Source organism: Gilliamella sp. B2923 (genome assembly GCF_026536565.1).
Taxonomy (GTDB): domain Bacteria; phylum Pseudomonadota; class Gammaproteobacteria; order Enterobacterales; family Orbaceae; genus Gilliamella.
This window is the reverse complement of sequence record NZ_JAFNNZ010000001.1, coordinates 528,519-540,852: the sequence shown is the minus strand read 5'-3', so window position 1 is coordinate 540,852 and position 12,334 is coordinate 528,519. Positions and strand designations below refer to the sequence as shown.

The 12,334-nt window shown below is 37.1% G+C and carries 9 protein-coding genes; 8 read left to right on the top strand and 1 reads right to left on the bottom strand.

Features of this window, described 5'->3' with window-relative positions; translation table 11 throughout:
* Positions 1–6: 6 nt before the first annotated feature.
* Entirely contained in the window at positions 7–1,017 is a 1,011-nt protein-coding gene (gene murB / locus J3U42_RS02355) for a UDP-N-acetylmuramate dehydrogenase (protein WP_267335290.1), read from the bottom strand.
* A 586-nt stretch (positions 1,018–1,603) separates the two neighbouring features.
* Between murB and J3U42_RS02350 the strand changes: the two genes are divergently transcribed.
* The 8 genes from J3U42_RS02350 to ushA all read left to right on the top strand — a co-directional run bounded on the left by J3U42_RS02350 (position 1,604) and on the right by ushA (position 12,236).
* The gene (locus J3U42_RS02350) at positions 1,604–2,833 is read left to right on the top strand and encodes a phosphopentomutase (protein WP_267335288.1); all 1,230 of its coding nucleotides are present in this window, start codon (positions 1,604–1,606) and stop codon (positions 2,831–2,833) included.
* A gap of 55 nt (positions 2,834–2,888) precedes the next feature.
* A complete protein-coding gene (gene deoD / locus J3U42_RS02345) occupies positions 2,889–3,605 on the top strand; it encodes a purine-nucleoside phosphorylase (protein WP_220217735.1) in 717 nt (238 codons plus the stop codon).
* A 239-nt stretch (positions 3,606–3,844) separates the two neighbouring features.
* A complete protein-coding gene (locus tag J3U42_RS02340) occupies positions 3,845–5,089 on the top strand; it encodes a nucleoside permease (RefSeq protein WP_220217736.1) in 1,245 nt (414 codons plus the stop codon).
* Between the two features lie 365 nt (positions 5,090–5,454).
* A complete protein-coding gene (add, locus tag J3U42_RS02335; protein WP_267335286.1) occupies positions 5,455–6,624 on the top strand; it encodes an adenosine deaminase in 1,170 nt (389 codons plus the stop codon).
* A gap of 24 nt (positions 6,625–6,648) precedes the next feature.
* Positions 6,649–8,625, top strand: coding sequence for a bifunctional 2',3'-cyclic-nucleotide 2'-phosphodiesterase/3'-nucleotidase (locus J3U42_RS02330; RefSeq protein ID WP_267335284.1), 1,977 nt, complete (start codon positions 6,649–6,651; stop codon positions 8,623–8,625).
* A 29-nt stretch (positions 8,626–8,654) separates the two neighbouring features.
* Positions 8,655–9,050: a cytidine deaminase gene (locus J3U42_RS02325; protein ID WP_267335282.1), complete on the top strand. Its 396-nt coding sequence runs from the start codon at positions 8,655–8,657 to the stop codon at positions 9,048–9,050.
* A gap of 167 nt (positions 9,051–9,217) precedes the next feature.
* Positions 9,218–10,519, top strand: a complete 1,302-nt coding sequence (locus J3U42_RS02320; RefSeq protein WP_267335280.1) for a pyrimidine-nucleoside phosphorylase — start codon at positions 9,218–9,220, stop codon at positions 10,517–10,519.
* Between the two features lie 31 nt (positions 10,520–10,550).
* Complete coding sequence (gene ushA, locus J3U42_RS02315) at positions 10,551–12,236, top strand: bifunctional UDP-sugar hydrolase/5'-nucleotidase UshA (protein ID WP_267335278.1); 1,686 nt, start codon at positions 10,551–10,553, stop codon at positions 12,234–12,236.
* The last annotated feature ends 98 nt before the right edge of the window (positions 12,237–12,334 follow it).

Below are 12,334 nucleotides of genomic sequence, written 5' to 3'. Positions count from 1 at the left end.
TATTGATTATAAATAATTATCCACATCAATTTCACCTGTTGCACCAATAAATCGAATTTCTGGCGACAGGTGCACCGAAAATTTTTGATAAACTGCGTTTTTGATATAGCGAGCTAAAGCAATGACATCTTGCGCCGTTGCGTTATTTTTATTAACTAATACCAATGCTTGTTGCTGATGTACAGCTGCACCGCCAATTTGATAGCCTTTTAGACCACACTGATCAATTAACCAACCTGCGGCTAATTTAACTTGATTGTTTACCTGTGGATATATAGGCATAGTTGGGTAAATTTCAAGTAGCTTATCGGCCACCATTTTATCGACTACCGGATTTTTAAAAAAACTACCGCCATTACCTAACACTTTCGGATCGGGCAATTTGCTACGGCGAATTTCACACACTTTATCGAAGATCATTTTGGCGGTAACAGTTTGCGGATCAAAATTTCTTAATTCCCCATAACTCAATACCGGTTGCCAGTTTTTGGCAAGTTTAATGCCGACAGCAATTACCGCATAACCTACGTCATATTGGTGTTTAAAAATGCTTTCCCGATAGCCATACTGCCCGTCAGTGACAGTAATTATTTTACCTGTAGCCAGTTCCAGTAACTCTACATAATCCGCCACTTTTTGGAACTCTACCCCATATGCACCAATATTTTGAATCGGTGCGGAACCTACACAACCTGGAATTAATGCTAAATTTTCCAGCCCCGGAATATTTTTTTCAACAGTTTGCGAAACAAGATCATGCCATATCTCCCCAGCGCCAACCCGTAAAAGCCAATGTGTGTCGTTTTCGGTAATGGTGATTCCTTTAATACGGTTAACCACAATAGTGCCAGCAAAATCGGTTGTGAAAAGCGTATTACTACCCTCTCCAATTATCATGATAGGTTGATTTGGTGCATTATTTTCCCATATTTGCTTAAGCTGTAAAATGGTGGTTGCAGTTACAACATTGTCAGCACAAACATCAAGCGCAAAAGTATTAGGAATTTTTTGTTTCATTAATAATGACCTTATTTTTATCTATACACGCAAAACGTGTTAAATCTACCGATTTATATAACAACTTATATAACAACTAAGGTTAAACTTTATAAAATTAAGTGAGATAGGCTTTAGATTTTACAAGCTGTCTTAAGTTAATTTGTCAAAAGGCGTAAATTAATCTCTAGCGATAAATTTTTATCTACAATTTAGATCGACTATTTTATCACAACGAGGCAAGATATTTTATCAATTGTTAAACCATTTTCACTTGATCGGCTTATACCAATAGGTATCATAATGTTTTTTTTGAACTACGCACTATAAACTATTGAATTTAAATAATATTTATTTAAAGATTGATGTCGCCTATATATTCAATTAAACAAAGGCGCAAATCTTTTTTGTTTTTTTTTATCATGTATTATAACTATTCGAACGATCTTTTTTATAAATTAGGCTAAAATGAGCATCAATAGCTCTGAAAGTCTCGCTATGTTGGCAATGGTTTTAATAAAATAGACAAATGGGCGTTAGATCACGGTTTTAGGTGACATATTTCTTTAATATGTTACCAAGTGGTAGTTAAGATTTAGAGGAAATTATGAAAAGAGTATTTATTATGATCCTAGATTCTTTTGGGATCGGTGGCGCAGAAGATGCAAAAAAATATGGGGATGAAGGTTCAGATACATTAGGTCATATCGCTCAAGAGTGTGCCTTAGGTAATGCCGATGAAGGTCGTAAAGGTGCATTACATTTACCTAATTTAGGCAAATTAGGCTTAATTGAAGCTGCATATGAATCGACCGGATCTTATCCGCAAGGCATGGCTACCGAAGGCGAAATAATCGGATCATATGGTTATGCTAGTGAAATTTCTTCCGGTAAAGATACCCCTTCTGGCCACTGGGAAATAGCCGGTGTACCGGTACTTTTTGATTGGGGATATTTTACCAACACCACCAACAGTTTTCCGCAAGAACTATTAGATAATATTGTCACTCGTGCTAAATTGCCCGGTTACCTTGGCAATTGTCACTCTTCGGGTACCATTATTCTTGATGATCTTGGTGAAGAGCACATGAAAAGTGGCAAACCTATTTTTTACACCTCTGCCGATTCGGTATTTCAAATCGCTTGTCACGAAGAAACTTTCGGATTAGATAGACTCTATGAAATTTGTGAAATCGCTCGTGATGAACTCAATAAAGGTGATTACAACATTGGGCGTGTTATTGCCAGACCTTTTGTCGGTCAAAAAGCTGGCGAATTTGTTCGTACCGGTAACCGTCATGATTTAGCAGTAGAGCCACCTGCTCCAACCATGATAAAAAAACTGGTTGATGAAAAACAAGGTACCGTGGTTTCAATCGGTAAAATCGCCGATATTTATGCGCAAGTTGGTATCACTAAAAAAGTTAAAGCAACCGGTATCGAAGCTCTATTTGATGCCTCACTTAACGAAATTAAACAAGCCAAAGATAATACCATTGTGTTCACAAATTTTGTCGACTTTGACTCATCTTATGGGCATAGACGTGACGTTGCCGGTTATGCAGCAGCGTTAGAATATTTTGATAAACGCTTACCGGAAATGCTTGCACTCATCGAGCCGGGTGATCTATTGATTATCAGTGCTGACCACGGCTGCGATCCAACTTGGCCAGGAACGGATCACACTCGTGAGCATATTCCTGTTCTTGTTTATGGTGACAGTGTGCCAGTTGGTTCTTTAGGTCATCGCAAAACCTTTGCTGATATCGGGCAAAGTGTTGCTGATTATTTTGATTTATCACCAATGGAATATGGTGAATCATTTATCGGCAAATAAGTAACCAGTTTTATTTTATTAATACATTTTTTAGATATATCATCAGGAGAATTTGATGCCAACCCCACATATTAATGCTGCTGAAAATGATTTTGCGCAAACTGTTTTAATGCCGGGCGATCCGCTTCGTGCTAAATTTATTGCGCAAACATTTTTACAAGATGCAAAGGAAGTCACCAACGTCAGATCTATGTTAGGTTTTACCGGTTACTATAAAGGAAAAAAAGTGTCTGTTATGGGGCATGGAATGGGCATTCCGTCTTGTTCTATTTATGCTACCGAGCTGGTAAAGTTTTACGGCGTAAAAAATATCATTCGCATCGGATCTTGCGGGGCAATTAGCCCGGATGTTAAGTTGGGCGATGTTATTATCGGTATGGGCGCTTGTACTGACTCAAAAGTAAACCGATTACGTTTTAAAGATCACGATTTTGCAGCGATTGCCGATTTCGATCTCATCTGTCATGCAGTCAATGCAGCTAAAAGCTTAGATGTAAATGTTAAAATTGGTAATCTTTTTTCAGCCGACCTTTTTTATAGCGTTGAGCCGGAACTTTTTGATGTCATGGAAAAATATAATATTTTAGGTGTCGAAATGGAAGCCGCTGGTATTTATGGTGTAGCAGCAGAGTATGGCGCAAAAGCTTTGGCAATTTGCACCGTATCGGATCATATTCGTAAAGGTGAAGCCATGTCAGCTGAACAACGTCAGCTTGGCTTTAAAGAGATGATAACTGTTGCGCTCGAATCAGTATTGTTAAACCAAAATTAACAAAAATGGCAGATTTCTGCCATTTTTTTTTGATTAATTACAAGGTGTTAAAATTATCACTTTGGATACTATTGGTTAATCAACTTTTATCGAGTTAAGTGCTTATAAAATTTTAGTCACTCAAGCTTATTGTGTTATCACCAGTAAATCGGGATTGATTCTGTGGTAACAAGTTTTAAATTTATTCATTAATAGTTAATAGATAGGTTATAAAAGATCTCATTTAATAAGGAATCGAAATGAATACCAAGTTACAACTTAAAGTTATATTTTTCTTTCAATTTTTCATCTGGGGGAGCTGGTTAATTACTTTAGGCTCTTATATGATGCGTAAATTGGAATTTACCGGCATTGAAGTTGGCTCTGTATATGGGACTATGGGAATTGCCTCATTATTTATGCCAAGTTTACTCGGCATAGTAGCCGACCGCTGGATCCCGGCTAACCGCCTTTATGTTTTATGCCACTTAATCGGCGCGATAACACTATTTTTAGCTGCTTCAATCACTTCACCATTTTTAATGATGATTGTGATGCTTATTCACTGCTTAGCATTTATGCCAACTATCGCTATTTCAAATTCGATTTCTTACTCTTGTTTAGAGTCTCAAGGACTGGATGTTATTACACAATTTCCGGGTATAAGAATTTATGGAACAATAGGCTTTATTGTCGCCATGTGGTTAGTTAGCTTCTTACAATTAGAATTGAGCAACATGCAACTTTATATTGCTGCTGGCAGCTCTATTTTACTTAGCCTTTACTCATTAACATTGCCTTTAATCCAAACCACCAAAAATGAGACCAAAGAAAAATCATTATTAAGTTCTTTGGGGCTAGATGCTTTTGTATTATTTAAACAACCTAAAATGGCGATCTTTTTTCTGTTCGCCGTACTCCTTGGTGGCATTTTACAAATAACCAATACTTTCGGTAATCCATTTTTACACGATTTTGAGAAGATCCCTGAATATGCTGATAGTTTAGTGGTCAAGTATCCTTCAGTACTGCTCTCTATTTCGCAAATTTCTGAAGTGGTATTTATCTTATTTGTCCCGTTTTTTATGAAACGTTTAGGCATTAAATATGTGATGCTAATTAGTATGTTAGCTTGGGTTGCACGATTTGGCTTATTTGCCTACGGTGATCCGTCGCCATTTGGCTTTATTTTATTGCTTTTATCGATGATAGTTTATGGTTGTGCTTTCGATTTTTATAATATTTCTGGCTCAATGTATGTTGAAAAAACCGTTTCAACCAGTATCCGCAATAGTGCGCAAGGCTTATTTATGACCATGACCAATGGTTTAGGCGCTTATTTAGGTTCGATGATTAGTGGTATTGTTGTTGACCGTTTTACGTCAAGTGAAAATATCATCGATTGGCATAATGTGTGGTTAGTATTTGCTGGCTATTCTTTAGTTTTAGCCATTATATTTATGTTAATATTTAAAAATGACAGTGCAGAGCAAAAAACCGCTTAAGCTGCTAATTAATATAGTGAGGTAAGCCTAAAAACTTACGTATGCTTATACAGCGTTAGCCATTTCATTGTTAAACCAATGTAACAAAAAAAATGGCTAGCTAATGTATAAAATATTGAGATACAACTAAACTTAGTACCAATATGCTGGCAGCAATCATGATTGTTGCCAGCTCTCAAAAAAACCAACCTGCTTCACAAAAATAGCGTTAAGTCACACAAAATGTATGGAAAAGATACCCCATATCAAGGTAAAATATCACAAGATTGCAATTAGCGATTAATCGTGACAAAAGCCACTTAGTTAGTACTTAATTTTCACTATTCTAAGTACTTAAGAAGTTTACTTAAATAGATAAATACTCGATGAATAAGCAAATAGTTCCTAAAGTCATACTCCACGAACATGTCGAAGGTAGCATTACCCCTTTTATGGCTAAAAAATTAGCCGATAAAAATCATCTCCCTTTTCCCCAATCTTTATGTTATCAACCCGGCCAATACGATAAAAATGAATATACAAATGGTCGCTATCAATATGATGAAACTGATTTTGTTCAATTTATTCAAACCTACGACACTGTTTCAAATTTCGTCAAAACGCCCGAAGATTACTACCTCATTACTTATGATTTTCTAAGCAGAAATGCTAAACAAGGTCTAATATACTGCGAACTGTTTTTGTCACCCTATCATATCTGCGCAACGCACACCGATAATCAAGTCATTTGGAATCAACAAAGATTTCATCAAACACTAAAACAAATGGATAAGGCGATTATTGATGTTCAAAAAGAACATAATATCACTGTCAGATACCATGTAATTGGCGTACGTCATCTAGGTGTTGATGTGGTGTACGATACACTACAATTTATTGAAAATAATCCTCATCCATTTATTACCGGATTTAATATCGCTGGTAATGAGAAAGCCGGCCATTTTGATGATTTTGAAAAGGCTCATCAACTTGCGTCTAAATTGAATTTAAAAAAATCTTATCATGCTGGTGAGATTGATTGTGCTGAAAGTATTATTCAAGCGCTTAAACATGGTGCAGACCGAATCGGGCATGGTATTCGTGCCATTGAAGATCAAAAGCTCATTGATGAGTTAGTCAGCAAAAAAATCACACTCGAAATCGCCCTTACCAGTAACCGAATTTTAGTCAATGAATTACATGGTGATATCCACAATCATCCGGTACGACAACTTTATGATAAAGGCGTGCCCATTACCTTAAATACTGATGATGCCGGCATTTTTGGTACTGATATTGAAAAAGAGTACCATTTGGCGCAATCGATTTTTAACTTTACTCGATTGGAATTACTCGATATTACGCTATGCGGTATCGATGCCGCTTTTGTTGAAGATGCGGAAAAAATGCGATTAACCGATTTAGCACTGTCATTTTTTACCGAAAATGATAAGCATTGTTTACAATTGGCAATCAACAATCATCAATATCACCCTGCCATAATTGAGCGATTTATCAAATATCAAAATAGATTATTAGTACTTGTTAATGAATAACAATATTGCGAAAAGGAGATGTACATGACCAAAAACAAATTAACTTTAACCTTACTAACACTATTCGTTTCTGGCGCTCTCCATGCCGCAACGGTTGATTTAAGAATTATTGAAACAACCGATCTGCACGGCAACATGATGAATTATGATTATTTTAAAGACCAATCTATTGATACCTTTGGATTAGCTAAAACCGCTAATTTGATTCATCAAGCTCGAAGTGAAGTAAAAAACAGCGTATTGGTTGATAACGGTGATTTAATTCAAGGCAGTCCTATGGCTGATTATGCAGTCAAAAAAGGACTGAAAGACGGCGAGATACACCCAGTTTATAAAGCGATGAACACGCTGGATTATGTTGTTGGAAACATTGGTAATCACGAGTTTAATTTCGGCTTAGATTTTTTACAAAAAAGCCTAGCCGGCGCTAAATTCCCTTATATTAACGCCAATGTCTATGATGCCAAAACCGGTAAACCGTTTTTTAAACAATATATCATTATCCCAACGTCTGTTATTGACAGAGAAGGGAATAAACATACCGTCAACATTGGATATATTGGCTTTGTTCCGCCCCAAATTATACAGTGGGATAAGTTAAATTTAGAAGGTAAAGTCGAGGTTAAAGATATTACCGAAACGGCTAAAAAATTAGTTCCTGAAATGAAAAAACAAGGTGCTGATGTCATTATCGCCATTCCACATTCCGGCGTTTCGTCTGAACCTTATAAAGCCTTAGCTGAAAACTCTGTATACTATTTAAGCCAAGTTGAAGGCATCAATGCAATTATGTTCGGTCATGCTCATGGCGTTTTCCCAAGCGAGGATTTTAGCTCACTGCCAAATACCGACATTAAAACAGGCAACATTAACAATGTGCCGGCAGTAATGCCCGGACAATGGGGCAGCCATTTAGGGGTCGTTGATTTAGTGCTTGAAGGTGATCAAGCAAAATGGCAAGTCACGGCTGGTCAATCTCAAGCCCGTCCAATTTATGATGTCAAAACTAAACAAGCGCTGGTTGATGTTGATACAACAATTATCAATGCACTTAAAGAAGATCATCAAGGTACCCGTGAATTTGTCGGCAAACCGATTGGTAAAGTATCAACTGATATCAATAGCTATCTAGCTTTAGTTGAAGATACCTCAGCACTACAAATTATTAGTGATGCGCAAATTGCTTATGTAAAACAATTTATTCAAGGTGATCCGGATCTGGATAATCTCCCTGTTTTATCTGCTATTGCACCGTTTAAAGCTGGAGGGCGAAAAAACGATCCAACTGCCTTTGTGGATGTTAAAAAAGGCGATCTGACGTTTAGAAATGCCGCTGATATTTATCTCTATCCTAATTTATTGTCAGCGGTAAAAATTACCGGCCAAGAGGTGAAAGAGTGGCTTGAGTGTTCAGCTGGCGTTTATAATCAAATTGACACTGAATCGACCAAACCACAATACTTAATAAATTGGGATCATTTCAGAACTTATAATTTCGATACGATCGATGGCGTTAGTTACGAAATCGACATTACTAAACCCGCTCGTTATGACGGTAATTGTCAGTTAATTAATGCCGATTCTGAGCGAATCAAAAACTTGACTTATAAGCAAAAACCGATTGATCCTAAACAAGCATTTTTGATTGCGACCAATAATTATCGAGCCTATACCGGTGCATTCCCGGGCACTGGCGGTAAAAATGTTAAATTTAATTCACCTGATGACTTAAGAGTTATTCTTTCTGCTTATATTAGCAACACCACCAAAAAAGACGGGGTGGTTAATGTGACAGTTGATAATAATTGGCGAATTTCTCCAATAAAGAGTAAAACCAAATTGGATATTCGTTTCGAGTCGTCCCCAACTGATGAAGCTAAAGCCTTTATTGAAAAAAATTCACTGTATAAAATTAATTATCTGGAAAAAGATAAATTAGGTTTTGGGGTATACCAATTAGACTTGCAATCAGCGGTTAGTCATCAACCACAAAATAAATAGCACAATTTAAGATTCAAAGGATTATTACTATGCAAATTGAAAAACTGATTGAACTGGCTAAAACCGCACGTTCTAAAGCTTATGTGCCCTACTCTAAGTTTCAAGTAGGCGCTGTACTGATTACTGAAGATGATGAAGCTATTTTAGGTTGTAATATTGAGAATGCTTCATACGGATTAGCTAACTGTGCTGAGCGTACAGCGATTTTTAAAGCGGTTTCAGAAGGTAAGCGTAAGTTTAAAAAACTGGTGGTTATAGGTGACACGGCGGGACCAATTTCACCTTGTGGCGCATGTCGTCAAGTAATTAGTGAATTTAGCGCCAAAGATATGCCGGTTATTTTGACTAATATGCAGGGCAAAATACAAGAAACAACGGTCGGCGAATTATTACCTTGGTCTTTTTCACCGAGTGATTTAGATTAGTTTTTACCAAACAAGACACTACGATATTTAAGGTTTTAGCGATTACCTGTGTTTATTGTCGTTGCTACTATTAAGCCGATGTTTTTCGGCTTATCCAAAGTAATTAACACGTTATATAAACCAAACAAATAGCTAATTAGTTTTATTGTTATAAAGAGAGAATATTAATGAGATTTGTAGATATTATTGAAAAAAAACGTGATGGTAACCCTCTTACTACTGAAGAGATCCAATTTTTCATCACCAATTATACCAACGGTACCATTCCCGATTATCAAGTCAGTGCCTTACTTATGGCTATCTACTATCAAGGTATGACATCAAAAGAGTGTGCAGACCTTACCAGTGCAATGATGTATTCTGGTGAAACTGTTGATCTATCTTCAATCAAAGGTATCAAAGTTGATAAACATTCAACTGGAGGCGTTGGCGATACTACCACTTTAGTACTTGCCCCATTAGTTGCTGCATTAGGTGTACCGGTAGCGAAAATGTCGGGACGAGGCCTTGGTCATACCGGCGGTACAAATGACAAATTTGAATCGATTGCAGGATTTCAAATTGAATTAGGTAAACAAGAATTTATTAATCAAGTTAATGAAAAAGGTGTAGCTGTTATTGGACAATCAGGTAACTTAACTCCAGCAGATAAAAAGCTTTATTCATTACGTGATGTAACAGCAACTGTTAACTCTATTCCACTCATTGCCAGCTCCATTATGAGTAAAAAACTAGCCGCTGGCGCTGATGCCATTGTGCTAGATGTTAAAACCGGTGACGGCGCACTTATGAAGAGCATGGAGGATTCAGAAAAATTAGCCCGTGAAATGGTCAGCATCGGTAACCAAATTGGTCGTAGAACTATGGCAATCATTTCCGATATGTCACAACCTTTAGGATTTGCTATTGGTAATGCTTTAGAAGTTAAAGAAGCAATTGATACCTTAAAAGGACAAGGTCCAGCAGATTTAACGGAGTTAGTGTTAACACTAGGTAGTCAAATGGTTGTGCTTGCCGATAAAGCAAAAACGTTAGATGAAGCCAGAGAAAAACTTCAAGCTGTGATCCAAAACGGTCAAGCGATTGAAAAATTCAAAACCTTGATTGAAGCACAAGGTGGCGACAGTTCTGTGGTTGATCACCCTGAAAAATTAGCTAGTGCACCATACCAAATTGCTTTACCGGCACTAAAATCCGGGTATGTTTCACGTATTATTGCCGATCAAATCGGTATTGCAGCTATGCAATTAGGTGCTGGACGTGCCACTAAGGATGATGTTATCGATCCTGCTGTTGGCATTGTGTTGCATAAAAAAGTGGGAGATAAAGTTGAGCAAGGCGAGGCGTTACTCACTATCCACGCTAACACAGATAAACTTGATGCAATTAAACAAAAATTGTATGACAACATTACAATCAGTGATAGCGCTAAAGAACCACAACTAATTTATAAAATAATAACAGAATAATCATTTTATAAAAGGATTTAGGAACACTACCATGAATGGTTTAAAATTAAATAAAAAATTAACACTACTGTTTATCTTAGGGCTTTTTTCAGTCAATGCGATTGCAGCTGTAGCAACCAAACAATCAATCGCGCCTACTTGGGAAAAAAACAAGCCTTACTCGTTTACAATTTTGCATACTAACGATCATCATGGTCGTTTTTGGCAAAATGATATTGGCGAATATGGGCTTGCAGCTCAAAAAACAGTAGTGGATGAAATTCGAAAAGAGGTGACCGCCAAAGGAGGCAAATTATTGCTGCTATCCGGTGGTGACATTAATACTGGTGTTCCTGAATCAGATGTGCTTCAAGCTAAACCTGATTTTATTGGCATGAATGAAATTGGTTATGATGCCATGGCAGTGGGTAATCATGAATTTGATCACCCTTTATCGATTATTCGTGAGCAACAAAAATGGGCACATTTCCCTTTTTTATCAGCCAATACTTACTTTAAAGGCACAAACAATCGTGTGTTTGATGCCTATAAAATGTTTGACTTAAATGGTATTAAAGTGGCAGTTTTTGGTTTAACCACTGATGATACGATTTACTTAGCGTCGCCAAAAAATACCGACGGTGTCGAATTTCGCCAAACGTTACCCGAGGCGCAAAAAATTATCGCTCAGATCAAAAAAACTGAACGGCCGGATATGATTATTGCCGTAACCCATATGGGACACTTTGAAAATGGTGAACACGGCACAATGGCTCCGGGTGATGTTGAATTAGCCAGAGGCTTAGAAACCGGCGATCTTGATATGATTGTTGGCGGTCATTCTCAAAATCCTGTTTGTATGGCAAGTAGCAATAAGCGTATTACCGAATATGTTCCGGGGACACCATGTTCACCGGATCAACAAAATGGTACATGGATTGTGCAAGCACATGAGTGGGGTAAATATGTCGGTCGAGCAGATTTTGTCTTTTTAAACGGCAAAATTACATTACAAAATTATCAACTCATACCAATTAATTTAAAAAAAGAAGTCGATAATGGCAACGACACGAAAAAGCTTGAGTACTATACTAAGCAGATAGCGCAAGATGAACAGCTATTTGAAAAACTAAAACCTTATCAAGAACAAGGTAAACAACAGTTATTAGTTAAAAGTGGCGAGTTAATTGGTCGACTCGAAGGCGAACGCAGTGTTGTTCGATATCAACAAAGCAATCTAGGACAATTATTACTTAGCGCTTTTATTGAAAAAACACATGCTGATGTTGGCATTATGGCTGGCGGTATGATTCGTGATTCACTCATTGAAGGTGACATAACTTATCGTGATATCTTGAAAGTTGAGCCGTTTGGTAATAGTGTTGTCTATTTCGAACTAACAGGAAGTGAATTAATTGATTACTTGAAAGTGGCGTTAAGCAAAAAACAGGGATCTGGCGGTTTTACCCACTTAAAAAATATTACCTTAACGCGTTCAGGCAATAATATAGAAGAGGTAAAAATCAATAATGAGCCGATTGACTTGCAGAAAATGTATCGGGTTGCAACATTAGATTTTCTAGCAGCAGGTGGTGATGGTTATCCGATCATGAATAAACTACCAACGTTTGTTGATACCGGTTATCGTGAGGCTGATGCGGTGCGTCAATATTTTGAAGAACATTCGCCAATTAATGCAGCCGATTACGAGCCAACACAATTTATTATTGATAAATAAATTTTTAGATTTAACGCTCCTTGATAGTCAAACTTGCAGATAGGTTGTTGGTTGATTTTACTCAATAACTAACATGGCTGATTGCTATCAAGGATTGA

Coding starts and splice junctions, on each gene's coding strand:
- J3U42_RS02350 (WP_267335288.1), top strand. CDS start 1,604: ATGAAAAGAGTATTTATTATGATCCTAGATTCTTTTGGGATCGGTGGC.
- murB (WP_267335290.1), bottom strand. CDS start 1,017: ATGAAACAAAAAATTCCTAATACTTTTGCGCTTGATGTTTGTGCTGAC.
- deoD (WP_220217735.1), top strand. CDS start 2,889: ATGCCAACCCCACATATTAATGCTGCTGAAAATGATTTTGCGCAAACT.
- J3U42_RS02325 (WP_267335282.1), top strand. CDS start 8,655: ATGCAAATTGAAAAACTGATTGAACTGGCTAAAACCGCACGTTCTAAA.
- add (WP_267335286.1), top strand. CDS start 5,455: ATGAATAAGCAAATAGTTCCTAAAGTCATACTCCACGAACATGTCGAA.
- J3U42_RS02340 (WP_220217736.1), top strand. CDS start 3,845: ATGAATACCAAGTTACAACTTAAAGTTATATTTTTCTTTCAATTTTTC.
- ushA (WP_267335278.1), top strand. CDS start 10,551: ATGAATGGTTTAAAATTAAATAAAAAATTAACACTACTGTTTATCTTA.
- J3U42_RS02320 (WP_267335280.1), top strand. CDS start 9,218: ATGAGATTTGTAGATATTATTGAAAAAAAACGTGATGGTAACCCTCTT.
- J3U42_RS02330 (WP_267335284.1), top strand. CDS start 6,649: ATGACCAAAAACAAATTAACTTTAACCTTACTAACACTATTCGTTTCT.